At 61.8% G+C, this 23,903-nt stretch carries 22 protein-coding genes; 16 read left to right on the top strand and 6 right to left on the bottom strand.

The window, feature by feature from the left end; all coding sequences use genetic code 11:
• Positions 1-11: 11 nt before the first annotated feature.
• The 3 genes from M5G18_RS16510 to M5G18_RS16500 are packed head-to-tail and all read left to right on the top strand — an operon-like array spanning position 12 to position 3,656.
• Complete coding sequence (locus tag M5G18_RS16510) at positions 12-1,106, top strand: DUF3419 family protein (protein ID WP_273898116.1); 1,095 nt, start codon at positions 12-14, stop codon at positions 1,104-1,106.
• Positions 1,103-2,371 (top strand): aminotransferase class I/II-fold pyridoxal phosphate-dependent enzyme, encoded by a 1,269-nt coding sequence (locus M5G18_RS16505; protein ID WP_273898115.1) that lies wholly within the window; start codon positions 1,103-1,105, stop codon positions 2,369-2,371. The genes M5G18_RS16510 and M5G18_RS16505 overlap by 4 nt, the downstream gene beginning before the upstream one ends.
• Positions 2,361-3,656: a phenylacetate--CoA ligase family protein gene (locus tag M5G18_RS16500; RefSeq protein ID WP_273898114.1), complete on the top strand. Its 1,296-nt coding sequence runs from the start codon at positions 2,361-2,363 to the stop codon at positions 3,654-3,656. The genes M5G18_RS16505 and M5G18_RS16500 overlap by 11 nt, the downstream gene beginning before the upstream one ends.
• 23 nt (positions 3,657-3,679) lie before the next feature.
• On the opposite strand, the gene M5G18_RS16495 is transcribed toward M5G18_RS16500, so the two are convergent.
• Positions 3,680-4,657, bottom strand: a complete 978-nt coding sequence (locus M5G18_RS16495; protein WP_273898113.1) for an NADPH:quinone reductase — start codon at positions 4,655-4,657, stop codon at positions 3,680-3,682.
• Between the two features lie 147 nt (positions 4,658-4,804).
• Here M5G18_RS16495 and hemF point away from each other — a divergent pair, with 147 nt between their 5' ends.
• Positions 4,805-5,719 (top strand): oxygen-dependent coproporphyrinogen oxidase, encoded by a 915-nt coding sequence (gene hemF / locus M5G18_RS16490; protein WP_007954079.1) that lies wholly within the window; start codon positions 4,805-4,807, stop codon positions 5,717-5,719.
• 9 nt (positions 5,720-5,728) lie between these two features.
• On the top strand, positions 5,729-6,550 hold the full coding sequence (gene aroE / locus M5G18_RS16485; protein ID WP_273898112.1) for a shikimate dehydrogenase: 822 nt from the start codon (positions 5,729-5,731) through the stop codon (positions 6,548-6,550).
• Between the two features lie 7 nt (positions 6,551-6,557).
• On the opposite strand, the gene M5G18_RS16480 is transcribed toward aroE, so the two are convergent.
• The 3 genes from M5G18_RS16480 to betC form a co-directional block, all read right to left on the bottom strand.
• Entirely contained in the window at positions 6,558-8,126 is a 1,569-nt protein-coding gene (locus M5G18_RS16480; protein ID WP_273898111.1) for a SulP family inorganic anion transporter, read from the bottom strand.
• 284 nt (positions 8,127-8,410) lie between these two features.
• The gene (gene choX, locus M5G18_RS16475) at positions 8,411-9,328 is read right to left on the bottom strand and encodes a choline ABC transporter substrate-binding protein (protein WP_273898110.1); all 918 of its coding nucleotides are present in this window, start codon (positions 9,326-9,328) and stop codon (positions 8,411-8,413) included.
• Between the two features lie 16 nt (positions 9,329-9,344).
• Positions 9,345-10,859 (bottom strand): choline-sulfatase, encoded by a 1,515-nt coding sequence (gene betC / locus M5G18_RS16470; protein WP_273898109.1) that lies wholly within the window; start codon positions 10,857-10,859, stop codon positions 9,345-9,347.
• Positions 10,860-10,973: 114 nt separating this feature from the next.
• On the opposite strand from betC, the gene M5G18_RS16465 reads away from it, so the two are divergent.
• The gene (locus M5G18_RS16465) at positions 10,974-11,924 is read left to right on the top strand and encodes a choline sulfate utilization transcriptional regulator (protein WP_129973334.1); all 951 of its coding nucleotides are present in this window, start codon (positions 10,974-10,976) and stop codon (positions 11,922-11,924) included.
• Positions 11,925-11,928: 4 nt separating this feature from the next.
• On the opposite strand, the gene M5G18_RS16460 is transcribed toward M5G18_RS16465, so the two are convergent.
• Positions 11,929-12,588, bottom strand: coding sequence for an NAD(P)-dependent oxidoreductase (locus M5G18_RS16460; protein WP_273898106.1), 660 nt, complete (start codon positions 12,586-12,588; stop codon positions 11,929-11,931).
• Positions 12,589-12,672: 84 nt separating this feature from the next.
• Here M5G18_RS16460 and M5G18_RS16455 point away from each other — a divergent pair, with 84 nt between their 5' ends.
• Positions 12,673-12,999, top strand: coding sequence for a DOPA 4,5-dioxygenase family protein (locus M5G18_RS16455; protein WP_127796489.1), 327 nt, complete (start codon positions 12,673-12,675; stop codon positions 12,997-12,999).
• Here M5G18_RS16455 and M5G18_RS16450 read toward each other — a convergent pair whose 3' ends face one another.
• Complete coding sequence (locus tag M5G18_RS16450) at positions 13,000-13,401, bottom strand: GFA family protein (RefSeq protein WP_273898103.1); 402 nt, start codon at positions 13,399-13,401, stop codon at positions 13,000-13,002.
• 323 nt (positions 13,402-13,724) lie between these two features.
• On the opposite strand from M5G18_RS16450, the gene M5G18_RS16445 reads away from it, so the two are divergent.
• From M5G18_RS16445 to M5G18_RS16405, 9 genes are all read left to right on the top strand, one after another.
• Complete coding sequence (locus tag M5G18_RS16445) at positions 13,725-15,032, top strand: CitMHS family transporter (protein WP_007954069.1); 1,308 nt, start codon at positions 13,725-13,727, stop codon at positions 15,030-15,032.
• A 71-nt stretch (positions 15,033-15,103) separates the two neighbouring features.
• Positions 15,104-15,871 carry a TerC family protein gene (locus tag M5G18_RS16440; RefSeq protein ID WP_273898101.1) on the top strand — a complete coding sequence of 256 codons (768 nt, stop codon included), beginning with the start codon at positions 15,104-15,106 and terminating at the stop codon, positions 15,869-15,871.
• 214 nt (positions 15,872-16,085) lie between these two features.
• Complete coding sequence (locus tag M5G18_RS16435; protein ID WP_273898100.1) at positions 16,086-17,744, top strand: Na/Pi cotransporter family protein; 1,659 nt, start codon at positions 16,086-16,088, stop codon at positions 17,742-17,744.
• Positions 17,745-17,838: 94 nt separating this feature from the next.
• Positions 17,839-19,230 carry a M16 family metallopeptidase gene (locus M5G18_RS16430; protein WP_273898099.1) on the top strand — a complete coding sequence of 464 codons (1,392 nt, stop codon included), beginning with the start codon at positions 17,839-17,841 and terminating at the stop codon, positions 19,228-19,230.
• A gap of 75 nt (positions 19,231-19,305) precedes the next feature.
• On the top strand, positions 19,306-20,334 hold the full coding sequence (locus M5G18_RS16425; protein ID WP_273898098.1) for a DUF5924 family protein: 1,029 nt from the start codon (positions 19,306-19,308) through the stop codon (positions 20,332-20,334).
• Positions 20,335-20,389: 55 nt separating this feature from the next.
• Positions 20,390-21,538 carry an ABC transporter permease gene (locus tag M5G18_RS16420; protein ID WP_045121722.1) on the top strand — a complete coding sequence of 383 codons (1,149 nt, stop codon included), beginning with the start codon at positions 20,390-20,392 and terminating at the stop codon, positions 21,536-21,538.
• Complete coding sequence (locus M5G18_RS16415) at positions 21,535-22,338, top strand: ABC transporter ATP-binding protein (protein ID WP_273898097.1); 804 nt, start codon at positions 21,535-21,537, stop codon at positions 22,336-22,338. The genes M5G18_RS16420 and M5G18_RS16415 overlap by 4 nt, the downstream gene beginning before the upstream one ends.
• 1 nt (position 22,339) lies before the next feature.
• Entirely contained in the window at positions 22,340-23,278 is a 939-nt protein-coding gene (locus tag M5G18_RS16410; RefSeq protein ID WP_273898096.1) for an MlaD family protein, read from the top strand.
• Positions 23,275-23,901, top strand: coding sequence for an ABC-type transport auxiliary lipoprotein family protein (locus tag M5G18_RS16405; RefSeq protein WP_273898095.1), 627 nt, complete (start codon positions 23,275-23,277; stop codon positions 23,899-23,901). Before M5G18_RS16410 ends, M5G18_RS16405 begins: the two co-directional genes overlap by 4 nt.
• The last annotated feature ends 2 nt before the right edge of the window (positions 23,902-23,903 follow it).

Genomic DNA, 23,903 nt, shown 5'->3' with positions numbered 1-23,903 from the left:
TGGAGGCAGACATGGCTGATTATTTCGACCGGCTCAACTACACGCTCGGGGATGAGGACACCGCGCTTGAGTACGCGATCCTGCCCAGACGTGCCAGGCACGTGCTGGGTATCGCCGGATGCGGCGGCCGGCTGTTGCCGTTATTGGCCGCCGCCCCGGCACGCATGACCTGTACCGATATCAGTGCGCCACAACTGGCGTTGACCCGATTGCGGTTTGCCCTGCTGGAACAGACCGATCACGAGTCGTTCATGGCGTTCATGGGCTATCGAATGGAAAGTATGCGGGCGCGACGCCGCTCCATTTTCCAGCAGCTGGTTTTACCGCCGCAGGATCGTCGCTGGCTGTCGGCGTTCTTCCAGTCCCGACGTTGGGAAGCGCCGATTTACATGGGGGCATTCGAGCAGACCCTGAAGCGCTTGGCGAAGATCACCCGACTGTTTACCGGCAAGGCCGGCCGGGGCATTTTTCAGTTCAGCCAGCTTGACGAACAAACGGAATATTACCGAAGCCGCTTCCCGCTCAAGCGCTGGAAAGCCGTGATCGCTTTGCTGGGAAACGCAGCAGTCCTCAATTCGCTGTTGTACAAGGGCGCGTTTCCACCCAACAACCTGGGGATCAGTTCCCGCGCGGCATATCTGGAAATTTTCCATACGTTGTTCACCACTCAGGTGGTCCGCGAGAGCTTTTTCCTGCAAATGCTGTTTTTCGGTGAGCTGCGTTATCCACAAGGCTTTCCGCTGGAGTGCGATCCGGCAATTTTCCAGCGGGCCCGTGAGGGACTTCAGCAGTGCGAGTTACGCGTGGTGCAGGCCGACATCCTCGACTGCGTTGCCGGGGAAACAGCCATCGATTTCGTATCGCTGTCGGACGTGCCTTCTTTCATGCCCGAAGCCGCCGGCAAGAACGTTTTGCAGCGCCTGGCACCGGCCCTGTCGGAAAACGCACAGGTGGTCATGCGGGGGCATTTGCATGTGGTGCGACCCGATTGGGCAGGTTTCTGCGATATCACCCAGCAGTACCAGGCAGACATTGCGCGAGAAAAAACCCAGCTCTGGCATGTCCAGGTCTATCGCCGCACACCCTCTTTGCAGGTATCCCGATGAACACTTTTCAACCGACCGTCAATTGGGTCAAAAACCGTGTCCGGCAAGCGCGTGACGATCAGCAGCAGCTATTCGATGCGGGGCTGAATGGCCTGAAGCTGGCTAAACGTGAAAGCAAAGAGATCGAACTCGATAGCGGCGAACGGCTGACCGAGTTTCTCTCGTGTTCTTATCTGGGGCTGGAGTGTGATCCCCGCTTGATTCAAGGGGCGATGCACTCCGTCCAGTCCTTCGGCGTGCAGTTCGCCGCCGCACGAACCCGGGCGCTGTTGCCACCCATGCGTGAGCTGGATGAACTGCTGAACCGGATATTTCAGGGGTATACGGTCACCTTCAACTCGGTGGGCAGTGCGCATCTTGGTTGTCTGCCGCTGCTCGGCTCCGGTGAGATGCCTTCGTATCCCATGCGTCGTGGCCCGTGCTGGATTGTCGACCGTTCCGCTCATGCTTCGATGCAAGTGCTGCAAGGCATTCTCTGGCAATTCGGGCCTATACAGCGCCGCGATTGCAGCGATGTAGAGCAGGTGGAAGAAGCGTGCTCAACGGCGGTCGCGGCGGGTAATACACCCATCATCCTGACCGACAGCATTGGCTCGATGCGCGGTGTGTACCCGATCAATCGCCTGCTGCAACTGGCGGAGCGTTTCGACGGTTATCTCTATGCGGATGACGCCCACGGTACCTCGATCCATGGCGTGGCCGGAGGTGGTTACGCGCTGGACACGGCGGATGAACGACAGCGTGGCCGGTTGATCCTCCTGTCATCGTTGTCCAAGGCCTTCGGCGCAACCGGTGGGGCAATCACTGTGCGCACCGAAGCCGATGCCGAGATGATTCGGCGTCATGCATCGACCTACACGTTTGGCGGGCCATTGTCCGTTGGCGGGGTGGGCGCGGCAGTCGCTTCGGGGAAAATCCATTTGTCGCCGGAACTGGGGCAATTGCAGGTGGCGCTGTGGAGAAATATCGCCACGATCGACCGTTTGCTGGGGCCAGTGCTGGGTAATCATCACGTCGCATCCCCCATTCGTTTTGTCCGCGTCGGTGCCGAAAGAGATGCGATCAGCCTGTCGCAGCATTTGCGCCGGCAGGGTATGGCGGTCACTACCGCGCTGTTTCCGGTGGTGGCCAAGGGCGAGGCGATTTTGCGCCTGGCTATCAGCGCGAGCCACAGTCAGCGCCAGTTGGAATGTCTGGCGAACGCCGTCCGTAGTGGATTCGATGAGCTGGGCATTCGTCAGGGAGGGCGGGGCCATGAGCAATGAACCCACGGATGTATCGGCCGAGGCCTTCGCTCGTAAATTGGCTCACGCGCGTTCACTGCCGTGGTTTCGTGCGCTGTATCCGCGAATCCTTGAAGTACAGGAATTGGCCGATCTGCACCGACTGCCGGTTCTGGCAGTGGAAGACGTTTCCGGCGGCGGGCTGTTTTCCGCGCTCGGTGAAGCCTCACATCGAGCACCGGGCGGTGGATTGACCCTGACCTCGGGAGGCAGCACCGGCAATCGCAAACAGATCAGCCATTCCTGGGCGTTCAACGCTGCAATCGTACCCTTGGGGGCACGGATGTTCGGTGCGACGGACGAACGCCCTGAATCGGTCATCAACTGCCTGACGGCCGGGGAAATGCAGGGTGCCTTTCAATACGCGTCAGCCATCGTCCAGCATATTGGCGCACGCCTGTTGCCTGCCGGTTCACAGATGGGGGTGCAGCGCGTCGCCGAGCTGATTGAGGCACACAAGGTCGATGCGTTGATATGCACCTCCTCCTTCGCCGCCGCGTTGTTCAACCATGAAAACGTCGGCGCCGTGCAATTGGGCAGCCTGAAGTGGCTTTACTACATTGGAGAACCTTGCAGTAAAACGTTGCGCGGCCAGTTGGCCCGGGACTGGCCGATGCTCAACATTCGCTCGTTGGGCTACAGCTCGACGGAGACCGGCCCCATCGGTTTTCAGTGTGCCCATCTGGAGCACGGTTTTTATCACCTGCATGCCGACGCCATGCTGCTCGAAGTGGTTGATCCTCTGACCCTCCAAGCGGTGGCTGAAGAGGAAACCGGTGAGTTTCTGCTAACGCCGCTGCTTCCCGATCATGTGCCGCTGTTGCGCTACCGGATCGGGGATCGTGGGCGAGTCCTGCGCACGGTGACGAAGTGTGCCTGCGGCAGTTCCATGCCGGTTCTGGCGCTCGAGGGACGGGTCGAGACATCGATCAAACTGGGTGGCGCGATCATCACTCAGTCACAGGTATTGCACGTACTCCGGCAGCTCTTGCCGCAGCTGCAGGCGACCGATGTCCAGGTGCAGATTGATCAACAGCCCGAGGGTGCACGCATGCGACTGGTCCTCGCCGAGGACGCACTGACAGCCGACACACAAGGCGTCATTGAAGATGCGTTGAAGGTCGAAGGACAGGCCAGCGCATTGCTCAGGTTGCCCGGTGTGCTGGGGCTGGAGGTGAAGCGTCTTGCCCGTCAGGGATTTGAAACTACCCTGGCCGGCAAGACGCCGTTTTTTGTGACGCTGGAACAGACCTCGGCACCGTCATGAAGATGGGACGAGGTCATCGGTGGTCAGGGCAGCAGCACAGTCGAGCCCGTGGTGCGCCGTGCCGACAGCTCGGTCTGCGCTTTGGCCGCGTCAGCCAGTGGATAACGCTGGCTGATATCCACTTTCAGCTTGCCGCTGGTGATCATCCCGAACAGCTCGTCGGCCATGCGCTGCAGGTTTTCGGCGTTGTTGGCGTAGGTCGCCAGGGTCGGCCGTGTGACGTACAGCGAACCTTTTGCCGCCAGAATCCCCAGGTTCACGCCGTCCACCGCGCCCGACGCATTGCCGAAGCTCACCAGCAGGCCACGGGGCGCCACGCTGTCCAGCGAAGCCGGCCAGGTGTCCTTGCCGACGCCGTCGTAGACCACCGGGACTTTTTTCCCGTCGGTCAATTCCAACACCCGTTGGGCGACGTTTTCGTGGCTGTAGTCGATGGTTTCCCAGGCGCCATGGGCTTTGGCCAGATCGGCCTTGGCTTTCGAGCTGACGGTGCCGATCAGATTCACGCCCAGGGCCTTGGCCCATTGGCAGGCGAGCAAACCGACGCCGCCGGCCGCTGCGTGGAACAGAATGGTTTCGCCACCCTTGAGTTCATAGGTCTGGCGCAGCAGGTACTGCACGGTCAGGCCCTTGAGCATCACGCCGGCGGCGGTTTCGAAGCTGATGGCGTCCGGCAGGTGCACCAGATTCGCTTCCGGCAAGACGTGGACGTCGCTGTACGCGCCCAACGGGCCGCTGCCGTACGCCACACGATCACCGACCTTGAACCGGGTGACCTCGCTGCCCACGGCCTCGACAATGCCGGCGCCTTCCGCACCCACGCCCGACGGCAACGCCGGTGGTGCGTACAGACCGCTGCGGTAGTAGGTGTCGATGAAGTTCAGGCCGATAGCCTTGTTGCTCACGCGAACCTGCTGCGGACCGGGTTCGGCCGGTTGATAGTCAACGTACTCGAGCACTTCGGGGCCGCCGTGGGCGCGGAACTGGATTCGCTTGGCCATCTGCCTACTCCTTGGGTCATTTGGGAAGGTCCCTATCGAACGCTCATGCTTGATCTTCGTCAACTGCGGCGTGCCGGTTTGCGATGGTATGCTACGCGCCCATTTGCGCGGGGCGCCGCGCAGTTCCGCCCGATCCAAGGTGAAGCCATGACGACCCGCACCGACGCCGTAAAGGCCTATCTGCTCGACCTGCAAGACCGCATCTGTGCCGCGCTGGAAACTGAAGACGGTGGCACGCGCTTCGTCGAAGACGCCTGGACCCGTCCGGCCGGCGGTGGCGGTCGGACCCGGGTGATCGAGAACGGCACTGTGATCGAAAAAGGCGGCGTCAACTTTTCCCATGTCTTCGGCAGCGGTTTGCCACCGTCTGCCAGTGCCCATCGGCCGGAGCTGGCCGGGCGTGGTTTCGAAGCCCTTGGCGTGTCGCTGGTGATCCACCCGCACAACCCGCATGTGCCGACGTCCCACGCCAACGTACGTTTTTTCATCGCCGAGAAAGAAGGTGAAGAACCGGTCTGGTGGTTCGGCGGTGGCTTCGACCTGACCCCGTACTACGGCAACGAAGAAGACTGCATCCACTGGCACCGCGTCGCCGAACAGGCCTGCGCGCCGTTCGGCCCGGACGTCTACCCGCGCTACAAGGCCTGGTGCGACACCTACTTCCACATCAAGCATCGCCACGAGCCGCGCGGCATCGGTGGCCTGTTCTTCGATGACCTGAACGAGTGGGACTTCGACACCAGTTTCGCCTTCATGCGCGCCATCGGCGATGCGTACATCGACGCTTACCTGCCGATCGTGCAGCGCCGCAAGAACGACGCCTTCACCGCCAAGCAGCGCGAGTTCCAGGAATTCCGTCGCGGTCGCTACGTCGAGTTCAACCTGGTTTACGACCGTGGCACCCTGTTCGGTCTGCAATCGGGCGGGCGTACCGAGTCGATCCTGATGTCGCTGCCACCGCAAGTGCGCTGGGCCTACGACTGGAAAGCCGAGCCGGGCAGCGAAGAAGCGCGCCTGACCGAGTACTTCCTGCAAGACCGCGACTGGCTGGCCCAAGCCTGAGGATTTCTGATGGATCGTTACGTCGTTTTCGGTAACCCGATCGGCCACAGCAAGTCGCCGATGATTCACAAACTGTTCGCCGAACAGACCGGGCAGAGCTTCGACTACAGCACCCTGCTGGCGCCGCTCGAGGACTTTTCCGGCTGCGCCACGGCGTTTTTCCAGGAAGGTCGCGGCGCCAACGTGACCGTGCCGTTCAAGGAAGATGCCTATCGCCTGGCCAACAGCCTGACCGCCCGCGCCGAACGCGCGGGTGCGGTGAACACCCTGAGCAAACTGGCCGACGGCAGCCTGCTCGGCGATAACACCGACGGTGCCGGTCTGGTGCGGGATTTGACGGTCAACGCCGGGTTCAGCCTCACCGGCAAACGCATTCTGCTGCTCGGCGCCGGTGGCGCGGTGCGCGGTGCGCTGGAGCCGTTGCTGGCGGAAAAACCGGCCTCGGTGATCATCGCCAACCGCACGGTGGACAAGGCCGAGCTGCTGGCCGAACTGTTCTGCGACCTGGGGCCGGTGTCGGCCAGTGGTTACGACTGGTTGCGCGAACCGGTGGACGTAATCATCAACGCCACCTCCGCCAGCCTCACCGGCGACGTGCCGCCGATTGCCCCAAGCCTGATCGAACCTGGCAAGACCCTGTGCTACGACATGATGTACGGCAAGGAACCGACCGCGTTCTGCCGCTGGGCCAGCGAGCATGGCGCAGGCGTGGTGATGGACGGCTTGGGCATGCTGGCCGAGCAGGCTGCCGAAGCGTTCTTCCTGTGGCGCGGTGTGCGCCCGGACACTGCGCCGGTTCTGGCGGAATTGCGTCGGCAGTTGGCGCTGTAAGGCGCCCTCAGTCCTCGAAGCGGATCGGACATTTCTCCGGCCCTTCGAGCTTGCGCAACTCCTCCACCACCTGCGGTCGCGCCTGACGCAAGGTCAGGCTGCGATCCTGGCGCAGCAGGCGCCGGGCTTCCTGATGGAGCATTTCCACGCCTGAATAGTCGATGAAGTTGATCTGTTGCGCCTCGATCACCACCCGCGCGCCATGCATCCGTTGCAAGCGCACTTGCAGGTAGTGGCTGGCGCCGAAAAAGATCGACCCGCCGACCCGCAACACATCGTCCTCGCCATCGCGCCAGTGCTGCACCCTCGGCTGCGAAGTGCGCTTGAGGTAGAAAAACAATGAGGCCAGCACGCCGGCATAGATCGCCGTTTGCAACTCCAGCAGCAACGTGGCGACGCAGGTCAGGCTCATCACCACGAATTCCGCCCGGCTCACCCGCAACAGCGCACGAATGCCGCGATGATCCACCAGTCCCCAGGCGATCAACAGAATGCTGCCGGCCATGGCCGGGATCGGAATGTGCGCGATCAGCCCGGCACCGAAAATCGCGAACAACGCCACCCACAACGCCGAAAACACCCCGGCCAGCGGTGAACAGGCCCCGGCCTCGTAGCTCAGCCCGGAACGGGTGAACGAGCCGGCGGACAAGGATCCTGAAAAGAACGCCCCGACGATGTTCGAAAGACCCTGTGCGCGGACTTCCTGGTTGGCGTCGAGCAGCTGTTGCGAGCGTGCGGAAATCGAACGGGCAATCGACAGGCTGGTGACCAGCCCGAGCATGCCCACCGCCACGGCGCTGGGCAGCAGGCGCAGGATCAGGTCCATATCCAGCGGCAATCCACTGAACGGCGGCAAGCGCCCGACAAACGCGCTGACCAGTTGAACGTGGCCGAAAATCGCCGGCCACAGCCAAACCACCAGACTGCCGAGCACCAAGGTCATCAACAGCGTTGGCCAGCGCGGCAGCCACTGTTTGAGCAACGCGCCAACCACCACCGTCGCCACACCAAGGACCAGCGACGGTTTATCCACAGCCCCGAGATGGCGCAGCAAATCCATCAGACTGGCCAGTGCCGTCGCCTTGGCCGACAGATCCAGTCCCAGCAGGTTCGGCAATTGACCGATGGCAATCACCACCGCCGCGCCGAGGGTGAAACCCAGCACCACGGAGTGCGAGACGAAATTCACCAGCGCACCGAAGCGCAACAGGCCGAGCAGCCACTGGAAAATCCCGGCGAGGAAGGTCAGCAGCAGGATCAGAGTGATGTAGTCCTGTGACGCAGGCACGGCCAGCGGACTGACACTGGCGAACAGCACAATCGAAATCGCTGCCGTCGGCCCACAGATCAGATGCCACGATGAGCCCCACAGGCAGGCGATCAATACCGGGACGATGGCGGCATAGAGCCCGTATTCCGGTGGGAGCCCTGCGATCAGCGCGTAGGCAATCGACTGGGGCAACGCGAGAATCGCCCCGCTGAGGCCGACGACCAGGTCCCGCCCGACGCTGGCGCGGGTCTGCCGGTGCAGCCAGGTCAGGAAGGGGAAAAGTGAGCGACGGCTGGGGAGGGCCATGGATCCTCTCGGTTTTTGGGAATGGTGCAAGGGTAACAGGGTGGTTTCGGATGTCGTTGTGTGTCAGTTGAATCCTTCCCCCTCACCCTAGCCCTCTCCCGGAGGGAGAGGGGACTGACCGAGGTGTATGTACGGGATGCATCGACCTGAAAGTCTTCAGTCGAACTCAGTTTCTGAAACCAACGAAGGTCAGCTCCCTTTCCCCCTCGCCCCCCTTGGGGGGAGAGGGTTGGGGTGAGGGGGGAAAAGATCTAAAGCGAACTCAGACCTTCAGCACACCGCGATCAAAGCTTCGCTTTAACCGCCGCCAACGCATCTTTGCCATCCACCGTCTTCACCCCCTCCAGCCACTTGTCCAACACCGCCGGATTCGCCTTGATCCACGCCTTCACCGCCTCCGCATTGCTGATCTTCTTGTTCACCACCTCGGCCATGATGCTGTTCTCCATCTCCTGAGTGAACGCAAGATTGGTCAGCAATTTACCCACATTCGGACAGGCCTCGGCATAGCCCTTGCGGGTCAGGGTGTAGACGCTACCCGTGTCGCCAAAGTACTTCTCGCCGCCCTTGAGGTAATGCATTTTCAGCTGCACGTTCATCGGGTGCGGGGTCCAGCCGAGGAAGGTGACGAACTTCTGTTTCTTCACCGCCCGCGAGACTTCGGCGAGCATCGCCTGTTCGCTGGACTCGATCAGCTTCCACTGGCCCAGGTCGAAGTCGTTCTTCTTGATGATCTCCTGCAGCGAGATATTCGCCGGCGCGCCAGAGCCGATGCCATAGATCTTCTTCTCGAATTTATCGGCGTACTTATTCAGGTCGGCAAAGTTATGCACACCCGCATCCCACACGTAATCGGGCACGGCCAGGGTGAATTCGGTGCCGTCGAGATTCTTCGCCAGTTGGGTGACATCGCCGGTGGCGACGAACTTGTCGTAGAAGCCCTGCTGCGCCGGCATCCAGTTGCCGAGGAACACGTCGACCTGGCCATCCTTCAAGCCGCCGAAGGTGATCGGCACCGCGAGGGTGTCGACCTTGGCCTTGTAGCCCATGCCCTCCAGCAGAAACCCGGTGATGGCGTTGGTCGCGGCGATGTCGCTCCAGCCGGGATCGGCCATTTTCACCGTGTCGCAGCTCTCGGCGAACGCGGATGCGCTGCCCAGTGCCAGCAGACTGAGCGTCACGACTGTGGATAACTTGACCATGGACTTCCCCTTAACGTTATTGGTTTTGGCAGGGTTGTGGATAACGGGCCTTGCGCTCCAGGTCATCGAGGTCGATGTGGTTGCGCATGTATTGCTGACTGGCGTCCACCAGCGGCTGGTGATCCCAGCTCTTCAGCTTGCCGATCGTCAGCGCCTCGGCGACGAAACGCCGGCGACGCTGGCTTTCGAGGACTTCGCGGTGGATTGCCGGGATGTCCCACTTGGCACGTGCTTCGGCGAGAAAATCGTCGAACAGCTGGCGATGTTGCGGTGATTGGCTGAGTTCTTCCTGCTCGCGTGGATCGTTATCCACATCGAAGAGTAGGCAAGGGTCGGTTTCGCTGTAGATAAATTTGAAGGCGCCACGACGAATCATCATCAGCGGGCTGACAGTGCCTTCGGCCATGTATTCGCCGAACACCTCGTCGTGACCACCCTGCCCTTGCAGATGCGGCACCAGCGAACGGCCGTCCATTGGCAGGTTCGGTTCCAGGTTGCCCCCGGCCAGTTCGACAAAGGTCGGCAACAGGTCGGCGGTGGAGACGGCAGAGCTGACACGGCCCGATTTGAACTGACCGGGTGCACTTATCAACAGGGGCACCCGCGCGGCCATTTCGAACCAGTGCATTTTGTACCAAAGGCCCTTCTCGCCCAGCATGTCGCCATGGTCACCGGAAAACACGATGACGGTGTCGTCCATCAGCCCACAATCTTCGAGGGTTTGCAGAAGTTTGCCGACGTTGGCGTCGATATAGCTGCACGCGCCGAAGTAGGCACGGCGTGCGTCGCGGATTTTATCCACAGGCAGCGGCTTGTCCCACAGGTCGTAGACCTTGAGCAAACGCTGGGAATGCGGATCGAGTGAATGCTGATCCGGCGTCGTCGGAAGCGGGATATCAGCATCGTCGTACAAATCCCAGAATGCCTTGGGAATCGTGTACGGATCGTGAGGGTGAGTCATCGACACGGTCAGGCAGAACGGCTGGTCGCCGTCCTCGCGAATGTGGTCGAACAGGTATTGCTGAGCCTTGAACACCACCTCCTCGTCGAAGTCGAGCTGGTTGGTGCGCACGCACGGGCCGGCCTGCAACACCGAAGACATGTTGTGATACCAGCTCGGCCGCACATCGGGCTCGTCCCAGTTCACCGCCCAGCCGTAGTCGGCCGGATAGATGTCGCTGGTCAGGCGCTCTTCGTAACCGTGCAGTTGATCGGGGCCGCAGAAATGCATCTTGCCCGACAGCGCGGTGCGGTAACCGAGGCGGCGCAGGTAATGGGCGTACGTGGGAATGTCGGCGGGGAAATCGGCAGCGTTGTCGTAGGCGCCAATTTTGCTCGGCAACTGGCCGCTGACCAGGGTGAAACGCGACGGTGCGCACAGCGGGCTGTTGCAGTACGCGGCATCGAACACCACGCCTTGTTCGGCGAGGCGGCTGAGATTCGGCAGTTTGATCGGCGACGGGCCGTAGAACGGCAACATTGGCGCGGCCATTTGATCGGCCATGATGAAAAGAATGTTCTTGCGCTTCATGTGATCGCGGCATTCCATAGTGAATATTTATGCGACATTGCTGCGATCGAGCATGGATTCCACGCAATATCCGGTAAAGCCCGCGCCGGACAATGACTAGGATAAGCACAGCTTATGTATGAAGCCCTCGGTGATCTGTCGCTGGACCTGCTGCGCGCCTTCGAGGCGGCGGCCCGTCATCGCAGCTTTACCGCTGCGGCGGTTGAGCTTGGCACGACCCAACCGGCGATCAGTCAGCAGATCAAACGGCTGGAAGAGCAACTCGGTACACGGCTGTTCGACCGCATCTACCGAGGCATCGAACTGACCGAGGTCGGCTCGATCCTGTTCGAGCAAGTTACCCTCGGTTTACAGAATATCGATGCAGGATTGAGCGCAATCAGCACACAGCAGCAACATGAAGTGCTGCAGGTCGCCACCGATTTCGCCTTCGCCGCGTATTGGCTGATGCCGCGTCTGCATCGCTTTCATGAAGCTTATCCACAGGTGGACGTCAGCTTGGTCACCAGCGAACGCAATCACAACATGCTGCGCCCGGATATCGACGTTGCCGTGCTGTTCGGCGACGGTCGCTTCAAACAGGGCGAAAGTCACTGGCTGTTCAGCGAAGAAGTGTTTCCGGTGTGCAGCCCGCAGTTGCTCAAGGATCGTCCCCTGCCCCTGCCGGCCCAAGCACTTATGGAGTTTCCGCTGCTGCACCTGCGCGGAGAAAACAGCAGCAACTGGTTCGACTGGAGCGGCCTGTTCCGCGCGCTGAACATCAGCACGCCCCCCGCGCCTGGTCAGTTGCGCTTCGACAACTACACCCTTCTGATTCAAGCGGCTATTGGCGGTCAGGGTGTGGCCATCGGCTGGCGGCACCTTGTGGATAACTTGCTCACCCAAGGTCTGCTGTGCCGGCCGATCGCCGAAACCACCTTGTCGCGCCTCGGTTATTACGTGGTGCTGCCGCAACGCAAACGCCGGGGCGCTTTGATCCAGACCTTCGTGGATTGGTTGATGGCCGAACAGGCGAGCAGCGCCGAATCCCTGGCTGGACTCCCGCTGCCGTCGATTGCGGTGTAACGGATCAGGAAGCAGCAACAAAATCCACATGTTGGCGGAGATGCAGATTCAGCCGCAACTCATCTGCAATCCCCACCGCCACCCGGTTCAGGCGCTCCAGCGGTTCGGCCAGACCCGGTTCAAGCGTGCGGCCCACCTGACTGAAATGCTCGATCGTCAACCCGGCGACGCTGCGCGGTGCATTCACCAGCGTCCAGTGCAACGGGCTGCTTTGCAGGGCTTCGCGCACTTCTTCGGCGGCGTGGCGTTGCAATGGGTCTGCGTTTTCCGGATCGTCCAGAGCTTCGAATTCGCCGATGACAAACAGCCGCGAGACGTTCGCCGCCTGCAATCCATCGATCAGCGCATCCACCGCCAGCACCTGTTCCACCGGCCCCAGCACCACGGTTTTCTCGACATGATCACTGCTCAGCGGCAAGCCCGGCGCATTCAGCAGGCAGATCACCGCCGAGCTGCCGGCCACGCTCTGATTGACCCGCTCGGCATCGAGCAGGTCGCCGCTTTTGGTGCGCAGCCCCGGCCGTGGCGCGAGCGCCGTCAGATCGTCGAGGATCGCGATGACTTCGTGCTGGCGGCGCAGCAGTTCAGCCATCAACGCACTGCCCAGGCTACTCATGGCACCATAGAGCACCACTTTCACCGCCGGGGTTTCGGCATTTTTCATGGCTGAGGTCCCTTTTGTTTTCCCTTGTATGGCGTGTGACATACGGGCAACGCCGAGGGTTCGAACCGATTCAGAGGGTTTGCGATGCAGACGATCAAGGGTTATCACGCCCATGTTTATTACGACGCCAGCACGATCGAACAGGCGCGGGCGCTGTGTGAGCAGGCCGCGCAATTATTCCCATTGAAGATGGGCCGCGTGCATGAACGTCCGGTCGGCCCGCACCCGGACTGGAGCTGCCAGCTGGCCTTCGGCCCGGAGTTGATCGGCGACGTGTTGCCGTGGCTGGCGCTCAATCGCAAAGGATTAGTGGTGTTCCTGCACCCGGACACCGGCGATGACTTGCTCGATCACACCGAACACGCGATCTGGATGGGCGCGATGCGGCCGCTGGATCTGTCTATTTTTTAATCAGATGGTTTCTTCAGGTTCGCCCGGCAAATGCTCGTCCAGGTGCAGCCATGGCAACTGGCTGTCGGTCCAGATGTGCCGCTCGGCGGGGGCCAGTTCTGGATGATCCAGTGTGGCAATCGTCAGATCGATGCTCTCGGGACTGAGCAACGTCACCAGCGCCAGTTGTGCGCCGCAGTTCGGACAGAAGAACCGGGCACAACTGGTCGACGAGTCATAACGCGAAGGCGTCCCGGCCAGCCACTGGAAGTTCGCCGCCGGCAGCGTGATCCAGGTGGTGACGATGCCGCCGCTGACCTTTCGACAGATCGAACAATGACAGTGGGCTATGTCGTGCAACGCTCCGCTGAACTGATAGCGGATATGTCCGCAGTGACAGCCACCGCCGTGCAACTCAGTCATCGCCCTGCCCTCCGCTTCCCGTGTTCATTGACTCTAGCCCGCATCCGACGGCCGGTTGGCCGTTCGCCCAAAGCTTTCTTGCGCGAAAGGTAGCTGAAAGGTTCCCCGATTAGGATCGCCCCCACTGCCGGCAACAGACCGGTTGGCCAACGCGTGTGATTGCTCGCACGACAGGCCCAATTAACAACAACAATGGTGATTCTGATGTCCTCTGCAACCCGCCTCCTCGCTCCGACTCCGCCCGTACGCTTCGTGCTTCCCGTTCTGCGCTGATCCGCCCGATCCGCTCACTTACCTAGCCGCGCTACGCCTGGAGTATTCCCATGCTGACTTTCCTTGGCTTCGCCATGGTCATCACGTTCATGTTCCTGATCATGACCAAGCGCCTGTCTGCGCTGATCGCTCTGATCATCATCCCGATCCTGTTCGCCCTGTTCGGTGGCTTCGCCCCGAAGATCGGCCCGATGATGCTCGAAGGCATTACCAAGCTTGCGCCGACCGGCGTGATGCTGATGTTCGCGATTCTGTATTTCGCCCTGATGATCGACTCCGGCCTGTTCGACCCGGCCGTGCGCAAGATCCTCAAACTGGTCAAGGGCGACCCGCTGAAGGTTTCGGTCGGCACCGCCGTACTGGCGCTCGTCGTTTCCCTTGATGGTGACGGCGCGACCACTTACATGATCTGCGTGGCCGCCATGCTGCCGCTGTACAGCCGCATCGGCATGAGCCCGCGAATCATGGCCGGTCTGATCATCCTCGCCGGCGGCGTGATGAACATGACCCCGTGGGGTGGCCCGACCGCCCGGGCCGCCAGTGCGCTGCACGTGGATCCGTCGGACATCTTCGTACCGATGATCCCGGCGATGGCTGCCGGTGTGGTGGCGATCCTGATCATTGCCTACTTCTACGGCAAACGTGAGCGTGCGCGTCTGGGTGAGCTGCACCTGATCGGCGACGAAATCGATCACAGCGAAATCAGCGTCTCGCAATTCCCGGATGCCCGCCGTCCGAAACTGATCTGGTTCAACGGCCTGCTGACTCTGGCCCTGATGTGCACCCTGATCGCCGGCCTGCTGCCGCTGCCGGTGCTGTTCATGGTGGCGTTCAGTATTGCCATGATCGTCAACTACCCTTGCCTGCAAATGCAGAAAGATCGTGTCGCGGCCCACGCCGGCAGCGTGCTGTCGGTGGTCAGTCTGATCTTCGCGGCGGGCATTTTCACCGGTATCCTGTCGGGCACCGGCATGGTCGATGCCATGTCGAAAAGCCTGCTGGCGGTGATCCCTGATTTCCTCGGCCCGTACCTGGCGGTGATCACGGCGCTGGTGAGCATGCCGTTCACGTTCTTCATGTCGAACGACGCGTTCTACTACGGTGTGTTGCCGGTGCTGTCCGAAGCGGCCAGCCATTACGGCATCACCGCAGTGGAAATGGCCCGTGCCTCGATCGTCGGCCAGCCGGTTCACCTGCTGAGCCCACTGGTGCCGTCGACGTACCTGCTGGTGGCACTGGCGGGGATCGAATTCGGCGATCACCAGCGTTTCACCCTGAAGTGGGCAGTGCTGGTCTGCCTGTGCATACTGGTCGCAGCCTTGCTGTTGGGGACTTTCCCGCTGTTCAGCACGTTGTAACGGCACCAAACTCACCAGGACGCCAGCTGATTGCTGGCGTCCTGGTTTAACACTCGCTCAAAGGAATACACATGGAATGGCTGACCAACCCTGAGATCTGGGTTGCCTTCTTCACCCTGACCGCCCTGGAAATCGTTCTGGGCATCGATAACATCATCATGATTTCGATCCTGGTCAGCCGCATGCCCAAACACATGCAGCAGCGCACCCGGATCTTCGGTCTTGGCCTGGCCATGATCACGCGGATCCTGTTGCTGCTGTCGATCACCTGGGTCATGCGTCTCACCGCCGACCTGTTCGAAGTGTTCGGCCAGGGCATTTCCGGTCGCGACCTGATCCTGTTCTTCGGTGGCCTGTTCCTGCTGTGGAAAAGCTCCCAGGAGATGTACCACGCACTGGAAGGTGAAGACGAAAGCGACGAGACGCCCGGCGGCAAGGGCGGCAATTTCCTCTACACCATCATCCAGATCGCGATCATCGACATCGTGTTCTCGCTGGACTCGGTGATCACCGCCGTCGGCATGGTTTCCCACGTGCCTGTGATGGTCGCGGCAATCATCGTGGCAGTGCTGGTGATGATGTTGGCTTCGGGCAAGATCAGCGAGTTCATCGATAAGCACCCGTCGCTGAAAATGCTCGCGCTGTCGTTCCTGCTGGTGGTCGGCACCGTGCTGATTGCCGAGTCGTTCGACGTGCACGTACCGAAAGGCTACGTCTACTTCGCCATGGCGTTCTCGCTGGCGGTCGAAGCGATCAACATCAAGCTGCGCACCGCCATCGCGAAAAAACGCAAACAGCAGGATCCGGTGAAACTGCGCAAGGATATTCCGGGTCAGTGACCCGAACGCTGCGCAACAGATCAAAGGGCCTTCGGGCCCTTTTTTCATGGCTGCATGAACCTGTTTTCATGACACTTTTGTTTCAATCCCCGCTTTAGCTGTGCAATGCTGGCGCCCAGACCGTTAGCCAACTACAGCTTAAGTATCAGAACGTAGAAATTGCGCGGTACCGTCAACTTGCCCCTTTGGGGCGCTGCTATTACAGGGGGTCTGCATGCTAACCCTGCTCAATCTGCTCTCTGCCGTGGCCCTGCTGATCTGGGGCACGCACATCGTCCGAACCGGCATCCTGCGGGTGTACGGCACCAATCTGCGCCACGTGATCGGCCAGAACATGTCCAAACGCTGGCTGGCCTTTGTCGCCGGCATCCTCGTGACCGCGATGGTGCAGAGCAGCAACGCCACCGCCATGCTCGTGACGTCCTTTGTCGGTCAGGGCCTGATGGCGTTGACCCCGGCCCTGGCGACCATGCTCGGCGCCGACGTCGGTACGGCGCTGATGGCGCGGGTGCTGACGTTCGACCTGTCGTGGCTGTCGCCGCTGCTGATTTTCATCGGGGTGATTTTCTTTCTCTCGCGCAAACAGACCCGGCTCGGGCAGATGGGCCGTGTGGCCATCGGGTTGGGGCTGATCATCCTGGCGCTGCAACTGATCGTCGAGGCCGCTGCGCCGATCACCCATGCCCAAGGAGTGAAAGTGATTTTCGCGTCACTGACCGGCGATATCCTGCTCGACGCCCTGGTCGGCGCGCTGTTCGCGATGATTTCCTACTCCAGCCTGGCGGCCGTGCTGCTGACCGCCACGCTCGCCGGCGCTGCGGTGATCAGTCTGCCGGTGGCGATCGGTCTGGTGATCGGCGCCAATATCGGCAGCGGCGTGCTGGCGTTCATGAGCACCAGCATGCAGAACGCCGCCGGCCGGCAAGTGGCGCTGGGCAGCCTGCTGTACAAGCTGATCGGGCTGTTGCTGATCATTCCGGTGCTCGACCCGCTGGTGCACTGGATCGACAGCCTGGATTTCAGCCCGCAGGAAATGGTCATCGGCTTCCACCTGCTCTACAACACGGCGCGCTGCCTGATCCTGCTGCCGAGCGTCGGGCCGATGGCACGGCTGTGCGCCTGGCTGCTGCCGGAGCGCCCGGAGGTCAATGGCACCGCCAAGCCGCGTCACCTCGACGCAACCGCCCTGGTCACGCCGAGTCTGGCACTGGCCAACGCCGCCCGAGAAACCCTGCGCATGGGCGACCTGATCGACAACATGCTTGACGCGACCCTCGACGTGCTGCGCGGCAAGCAGACCGCCGTCACCCAGGAAATGCGCAAGCTGACCGATGACGTCGAAGCGCTGTACAGCGCGATCAAGCTGTACCTGGCGCAAATGCCTCGTGAGGATCTCGGCGAACAGGACAGTCGGCGCTGGGCGGAGATCATCGAGCTGGCGATCAACCTCAAACTCGCCAGCGACCTGATCGAACGCATGTTGCGCAAAGTGCAGCAGCAGAAGACTTCGCAACGCCGCTCGTTCTCCGAGGACGGGCTGGAAGAACTGGCCGGCCTGCAACAGCAATTGATCGCCAACCTGCGGCTGGGGCTGTCGGTGTTCCTCAGCGGCGACAAGGAAAGCGCACGCCAGCTGCTGCGCGAGAAACGTCGCTTTCGCGCACAGGAACGGCGTCTGGCCCACGCCCATGTCAGCCGGTTGCAACGTAAGATCGTGCAGAGTATCGAGACCAGTTCGTTGCACCTGGAGTTGATTGCCGACATGAAACGCCTTAACTCGCTGTTCTGCAGCAGCGCCTATGTGGTGCTGGAAACTTCCGATACCGGCGCGCTGGCGGCGGACGATATGGCAGACATCACGCATTCGCCTTGAACGTCTGGGGTTGTGGTCAGTCAGTAACTCAAGGTTCGGCCTCGCGGCCGGACTGACGACACGGATCTCCAATTCAGCCGTATGGAAGCTCGTTATGCGTTGCCTGTTGTTCGCCTGTCTGTTGCTCGGTTCCCTGCCCGCCTTTGCCCTGGATCGTTTTCAGGTCGAAGGCTATGCGCTGCCCAACGGTCTGCAATTGCTGCTCAAGCCCGGCACCGAGCGTGGGCATGTGGCGATCCGCTTGGTGATCGGCGTCGGTCTCGATGATTTCGACTGCAATGAAAAAGAGCTGCCGCACCTGCTCGAACACTTGCTGTTCAGCGGCATCGACGCCACCGGCGAAGGTGGCCTCGAAGAACGCATGCAGGCCCTCGGCGGCGACTGGAACGCCTTCACCAGCAACGCCGACACCACCTTCGTCATCGAAGCCCCGGCGAAAAACCAGCGCAAGGTCCTCGACCTGCTGCTGGATCTGCTGACCCAGACCCGCTTCGACGACAACGCGATCAACGCCGCCAAACGCGTGGTCGAGCGTGAGGACGGCGGCCATTACACCCGGCTGCAACGCTTTCTCGACCGGCAGGATCTGGGCCACACCGCGAGCAATCAGCTGGCAGTAGAGCTGGGCCTGAAATGCCCTCAACGGGCCGAAGTCGATGGCCTGACCCGCGAACAGCTGGAGAAGGTGCGCAAGGCCTGGTACGCGCCGAACAACATGACCCTGATTGTCGTTGGTGACCTCGATAAATTGCTGCCGGCCTATCTGGAACGGGCGTGGGGCGCGCTGGAAGCGGTCGACCCGAGCGAACACCGTCCGTTGCCGGACATCCGCGCCAGCGCCGCCCACGAACGCACGATCACTCGCGGCTTCATCGGCAACAGCGCCAAGCTGCACTGGCTGGTGCCGGAGCCGGTGCTGGACGATCAGTACGACGAAACCTTCGACCTGCTCAAGGAATATCTGGAGTGGGCGCTGTATCGCCAATTGCGCCTGAACCACGGTTTGTCCTACGGGCCGTGGGCCGAGCGCGAAGTGTTCGGCGGCGTGGGTTTCATGAGCCTCAACGCCGATCTGGATCGCAGTGATATCGCCGAAGCCGAACAAGTGCTGGAAGACCTCAAGGCCGACCTGCTGAAAAACGGCCTCGACGCCGACACCTTCAATCGCCTCAAACAAGCCGCCATCGCCCATCAGGCCTGGGCCGTGCAAGGCACCAGCGCCATGGCCGACTATTACTGGAGCGCCCTTGGCGACTACGAGGATGGTCGCTTCGCCGATCCTGCGCGGGAGCTGCAAGGCGTGACGCTGGAGGCGGCGAACAAGGCCATGCGCGAGTTGCTGCTGCAACCGGGCTATCTGCGGATCGAGAAACCGCTGCTCAGCGACGATCAGGTGTTGTGGCTGCTGGCGGGCGGATTGGGCGTGCTGGTGCTGATGCTGCTCGGCTGGCGCCTGCATCGACGCAAATCCGTGCATCCAGACTGACCGGCAGCCTCGCCACGCGGCCCGGCGGGCGGTACTCTGTCGGGGTTTTTTCCTCGACTGTCGTGAACCGCCCAAATGTCTAAATTGACCCTCCTGATCCAGCGCATTCTCGAACTGATGAAGCGCTACCCCGGGGTCATTGCGCTCGGCGGTTTCATCTCCGGGGTCGGCAGTTTCATTCTGGTCGACCGGCAACAGGGGCTGGCGAGCTGGATCACCACGATCATGCTGCTGAGCTGGATCTGGCTGATGCTGGAAAACAGCCTGACCAGGCTGTTCACGCGGATCTTCAAACGGGAAATTCCTCAGCCGCTGCTGCGTTACGCGACGCAGATGATCCACCAGGAAAGCCTGTTTTTCGTCCTGCCGTTCTTCTTCATCACCACCACCTGGAACAGTGGCCAGCTGTTTTTCACCGGGCTGCTGTGCATCGCGGCGCTGATTTCGATCGTTGACCCGCTCTACTACAAATGGCTGGCGCCACGGCGCTGGGCGTTCCTTGCGCTGCACACCCTGACCCTGTTCGCCGCCCTGCTCACGGCGCTGCCGGTGATCATGCACCTGACCACCTCGCAGAGCTTCAAATGGGCGCTGGGGATTGCGGTGGTGTTGTCGTTCCCGAGCCTGGCGTCGATCTTCCCGATCCGCACGGTGCGCAATGCCTTGGCGATCCTGTGTATTACGGTCGGGATTGGTGGCGTGGGCTGGGTTCTGCGTTCGTGGGTGCCGCCGGCAACGTTGTGGATGACCGACGTGGCGATCAGCACTCAGGTGCAGGACCGGGTTCCGGGCGCCAGCCTCGAGGAAGTCAGCGCCGAGCAGATCCGTGGCGGCGGGCTCTATGCCTACACCGCGATCAACGCGCCGCGCGGGCTTGATGAGCGGATTTATCACGTGTGGCAGTTCAACGGCAAAGAGGTCGACCGCATCGCCCTCGACATCCACGGCGGACGCAAGGAAGGCTACCGGGCCTGGACCCACAAGCAGAACTTCCCCGGCAACCCGGCGGGCAAATGGCAGGTGCGGGTGTTGACCGAGGACGGTCAGGTGATTGGCGTGCTGCGCTTCGAGGTCACGGACAGCACACCGACCAAAGAAAAGTAACCGGGTTCGTGCTATTACGTATGCCAGCGTATTCAGCCGAACAAGCACGGAGCTTATGACCAGCAGCCCAATGACCGGCAGTGCCCGCCTGGACACCTCGATCACCCCTGCCCGCCTGCGGGTGACCGGGGACTGGACGCTTGCCCACTACGCCGACCTCAAGCAACTGAGCGAAACGCTCCACGGCCAATACGACGCCAACACCCCCATCGATCTCAACGGCCTCGGTGCCCTCGACACCGCCGGCGCGTCGCTGCTCGTCGAACTGCTCGGCTCCGAGCGGCTGGGAAAATCCGCCGAACACCCCGACTGCACGATTTCCAGCGCCGACCGCGCCTTGCTGCAAACCGTGTATCGCTCGCTGACCGACTTCTGCGTGCCGATCAAGGAACCGGAAATCAGCGTCAGCGTGCAATTGCTGACGCGCATCGGCCGGGCCGTCGACACGGTCTGGCAAGACACCCTGCAATTGCTCGGCTTCGTTGGCCTGATCCTCGAAACCATCGCCCGCAGCCTGTTCCGGCCCAAGCGCTGGCGGATCACGCCGATGATCGCGCACATCGAACAGACCGGCCTCGACGCTGCGCCCATCGTCGCGTTGCTGACCTTTCTGGTGGGCGCGGTGGTGGCGTTCCTCGGGGCGACGGTGCTGGCCAGTTTCGGCGCCAGCGTGTTTACCGTGGATCTGGTTGGTTTCGCCTTTTTGCGCGAGTTCGGCGTGTTGCTCACGGCGATCCTCATGGCTGGCCGCACCGCCAGTGCCTTTACCGCGCAGATCGGCTCGATGAAGGCCAACGAGGAAATCGACGCCATTCGCACCCTCGGCCTCGATCCCATGGAATTGCTGGTGGTGCCGCGAGTGCTGGCGCTGCTTGTGGCGCTGCCGATGCTGACCTTCCTCGCGATGATCTGCGGGATCGTCGGTGGCGCAGTGGTCTGCGCGGTGTCGCTGGATATCTCGCCGGCGATGTTCCTGTCGCTGCTGCAAAGCGACATAGGGATTCAACATTTCCTGGTCGGCCTGGTCAAAGCTCCGATCTTTGCGTTCCTGATCGCCGCCATCGGCTGTCTGGAAGGTTTCAAGGTCAGCGGCAGCGCCGAATCGGTCGGCGCCCACACCACCTCCAGCGTGGTGCAATCGATCTTCGTGGTGATCGTGCTCGATGCGGTCGCCGCGCTGTTTTTCATGGAGATGGGCTGGTGAGTCGTCTACCCCGCGCGCCCTCCGAGGCGGTGATCGAAGTCCGTGGCCTGTGCAATCGCTTCGGCAGCCAGAGCGTGCACGAGAACCTCGACCTCGATTTGTACAAAGGCGAGATCCTGGCCGTGGTCGGCGGCTCCGGCAGCGGCAAATCGGTGTTGCTGCGCAGCATCGTCGGCTTGCGCCGGCCCAGCGAAGGCATGGTCAAGGTGTTCGGCCAGAACCTGCCGAGCCTGCCGGAGCATGAGCGTTCGCTGATCGAGCGGCGTTTTGGCGTGCTGTTCCAGAAAGGCGCGCTGTTCTCGTCGCTGACAGTCACCGAGAACGTTGCCCTGCCCCTGATCGAACACGCCGGTCTCAGCCGCGACGATGCCGAGCATCTGGCGGCCGTGAAGCTGGCGCTGGCCGGGCTGCCGCTGTCGGCAGCGGACAAGTACCCGGCCTCGCTGTCCGGCGGCATGATCAAACGCGCGGCGCTGGCCCGGGCGCTGGCGCTGGACCCGGACATCCTGTTTCTCGACGAACCCACCGCCGGCCTCGATCCGATTGGCGCGGCGCAGTTCGACCAATTGATCCTGACCCTGCGCGACGCGCTGGGCCTGAGCGTGTTTCTGGTGACCCACGACCTCGACACGCTCTACACCATCACCGACCGCGTCGCGGTATTGGCGCAGAAGAAGGTGCTGGTGGCCGGTCCCATCGACGTGGTCTCGGAAACCGACGACGCGTGGATTCACGAATACTTCCACGGCCCTCGCGGCCGCTCGGCGCTGGACGCCGCCAAACAGTTCAACGAGGTCTGACATGGAAACCCGAGCCCATCATGTATTGATCGGCCTGTTCACGGTGATTGTGGTGGCGGGCGCCCTGCTCTTCGGTCTGTGGCTGGCCAAGTCCAGCGTCGACACCGAGTTCAAGGATTACGAAATCGTCTTCAACGAGGCGGTCAGCGGCCTGTCCCGGGGCAGCCCGGTGCAGTACAGCGGAATCAAGGTCGGCGATGTGGTCAGCCTGCGCCTCGACCCGCAGGACCCGCGCCGGGTGCTGGCGCGGATTCGCCTGGCGGGCGACACGCCGGTCAAGGAAGACACCCAGGCCAAACTGGCCCTGGCCGGGATCACCGGCACCTCGATCATCCAGCTCAGCGGTGGCACGCCAGAGAGCCCGAAACTCAAAAGCCATGACGGAAATCTGCCGACCATCGTCGCCTCGCCCTCGCCGATCTCGCGACTGCTCAATGACAGCAACGACCTGATGAGCGGAGTCAGCACTCTGCTGAGCAACGCCAATCAGATGTTCTCCGCCGACAACATCGAGCGCGTGAGCAAAACCCTCCAGCATCTGGAACAGACCACCGGCTCGATCAACGATCAGCGCGGCGACCTGCGCCAGGCCATGCAGCAACTGGCGACGGTGGGCAAGCAGGCCGGCAGCATGCTCGAACAGACGTCCGCGCTGATGCGCAACGCCAACGGTCTGCTCAACGATCAGGGCAAGCAGGCCTTGGGCAGTGCTGAACAGGCGATGAAATCCCTGGAGCAAAGCAGCGCCACCATCAACGGCCTGCTCAGCAAGAACCAGAATTCCCTCGACAGCGGCATGCAGGGCCTCAACGGTCTGGCCCCGGCGATCCGCGAACTGCGTGAAACCCTGAACTCGCTGCGCGCCATTTCCCAACGCCTGGAGGCCAACCCCAGCGGTTACCTGCTGGGCAGTGACAAGAACAAGGAGTTCACGCCATGAAGCTGACTCACCTCGCCCTCCTCGCCGGCTTCACGCTGATTAGCGCGTGCTCGATCCTGCCAAAGTCCGAGCCGCTGGATGTCTATCGCCTGCCGGCGGTACAGGCGCCCGCCTCGGCCAGCTCGGCATCCACGCAGCACTGGTCGCTACGGTTGAACAAATTGCAGGCCAGCGAGGCGTTGAACCGGCCGGGCATCGCGGTGATTCCCCAGGGTGACGTGATCAGCACTTATAAAGCCTCGCGCTGGAGCGATCCGGCGCCGGTGCTGGTGCGTAATCGGTTGCTGGATGGGTTCCAGCGTGACGGGCGTATATCGCTGTTGAGCACCGACGACAGCAATTTCCAGGCGGATCTGGAATTGGGTGGCAGCCTGCAGGCGTTTCAGACCGAGTATCAGGGCACGCAGGCCAGCGTCGTGGTGCGGGTCGATGCGTTGCTGGTGCGCGGTTACGACCAGCGGATTCTCGCCAGTCGCCGCTTCGAGGAGCGTCAGCCGCTCAATGATGTGAAGGTCCCGGCGGTGGTGGCCGGATTCGGTCAGGCCAGTGATCGCCTCACCGCGAAGGTGGTGGCGTGGGCGGTGGAGCAAGGGCAGAAAGTTGCCCCACCTGCCCGGCCTTGAGC

Origin of the sequence: Pseudomonas aphyarum (assembly GCF_028657055.1) — a bacterium.
Classification (GTDB): domain Bacteria; phylum Pseudomonadota; class Gammaproteobacteria; order Pseudomonadales; family Pseudomonadaceae; genus Aquipseudomonas; species Aquipseudomonas aphyarum.
The sequence above is the reverse complement of the archived record's forward strand: the minus strand, read 5'-3'. Positions and strand labels throughout refer to the sequence as shown.

What these genes read in the sequence shown, in the direction of transcription:
- M5G18_RS16425 (WP_273898098.1), top strand. Translation starts at nt 19,306, where the DNA reads ATGTCTAAATTGACCCTCCTGATCCAGCGCATTCTCGAACTGATGAAG.
- M5G18_RS16410 (WP_273898096.1), top strand. Translation starts at nt 22,340, where the DNA reads ATGGAAACCCGAGCCCATCATGTATTGATCGGCCTGTTCACGGTGATT.
- M5G18_RS16495 (WP_273898113.1), bottom strand. Translation starts at nt 4,657, where the DNA reads ATGGCCAAGCGAATCCAGTTCCGCGCCCACGGCGGCCCCGAAGTGCTC.
- M5G18_RS16505 (WP_273898115.1), top strand. Translation starts at nt 1,103, where the DNA reads ATGAACACTTTTCAACCGACCGTCAATTGGGTCAAAAACCGTGTCCGG.
- M5G18_RS16440 (WP_273898101.1), top strand. Translation starts at nt 15,104, where the DNA reads ATGGAATGGCTGACCAACCCTGAGATCTGGGTTGCCTTCTTCACCCTG.
- choX (WP_273898110.1), bottom strand. Translation starts at nt 9,328, where the DNA reads ATGGTCAAGTTATCCACAGTCGTGACGCTCAGTCTGCTGGCACTGGGC.
- M5G18_RS16465 (WP_129973334.1), top strand. Translation starts at nt 10,974, where the DNA reads ATGTATGAAGCCCTCGGTGATCTGTCGCTGGACCTGCTGCGCGCCTTC.
- aroE (WP_273898112.1), top strand. Translation starts at nt 5,729, where the DNA reads ATGGATCGTTACGTCGTTTTCGGTAACCCGATCGGCCACAGCAAGTCG.
- hemF (WP_007954079.1), top strand. Translation starts at nt 4,805, where the DNA reads ATGACGACCCGCACCGACGCCGTAAAGGCCTATCTGCTCGACCTGCAA.
- M5G18_RS16480 (WP_273898111.1), bottom strand. Translation starts at nt 8,126, where the DNA reads ATGGCCCTCCCCAGCCGTCGCTCACTTTTCCCCTTCCTGACCTGGCTG.
- M5G18_RS16510 (WP_273898116.1), top strand. Translation starts at nt 12, where the DNA reads ATGGCTGATTATTTCGACCGGCTCAACTACACGCTCGGGGATGAGGAC.
- M5G18_RS16435 (WP_273898100.1), top strand. Translation starts at nt 16,086, where the DNA reads ATGCTAACCCTGCTCAATCTGCTCTCTGCCGTGGCCCTGCTGATCTGG.
- M5G18_RS16450 (WP_273898103.1), bottom strand. Translation starts at nt 13,401, where the DNA reads ATGACTGAGTTGCACGGCGGTGGCTGTCACTGCGGACATATCCGCTAT.
- M5G18_RS16405 (WP_273898095.1), top strand. Translation starts at nt 23,275, where the DNA reads ATGAAGCTGACTCACCTCGCCCTCCTCGCCGGCTTCACGCTGATTAGC.
- M5G18_RS16430 (WP_273898099.1), top strand. Translation starts at nt 17,839, where the DNA reads ATGCGTTGCCTGTTGTTCGCCTGTCTGTTGCTCGGTTCCCTGCCCGCC.
- betC (WP_273898109.1), bottom strand. Translation starts at nt 10,859, where the DNA reads ATGAAGCGCAAGAACATTCTTTTCATCATGGCCGATCAAATGGCCGCG.
- M5G18_RS16500 (WP_273898114.1), top strand. Translation starts at nt 2,361, where the DNA reads ATGAGCAATGAACCCACGGATGTATCGGCCGAGGCCTTCGCTCGTAAA.
- M5G18_RS16460 (WP_273898106.1), bottom strand. Translation starts at nt 12,588, where the DNA reads ATGAAAAATGCCGAAACCCCGGCGGTGAAAGTGGTGCTCTATGGTGCC.
- M5G18_RS16445 (WP_007954069.1), top strand. Translation starts at nt 13,725, where the DNA reads ATGCTGACTTTCCTTGGCTTCGCCATGGTCATCACGTTCATGTTCCTG.
- M5G18_RS16420 (WP_045121722.1), top strand. Translation starts at nt 20,390, where the DNA reads ATGACCAGCAGCCCAATGACCGGCAGTGCCCGCCTGGACACCTCGATC.
- M5G18_RS16455 (WP_127796489.1), top strand. Translation starts at nt 12,673, where the DNA reads ATGCAGACGATCAAGGGTTATCACGCCCATGTTTATTACGACGCCAGC.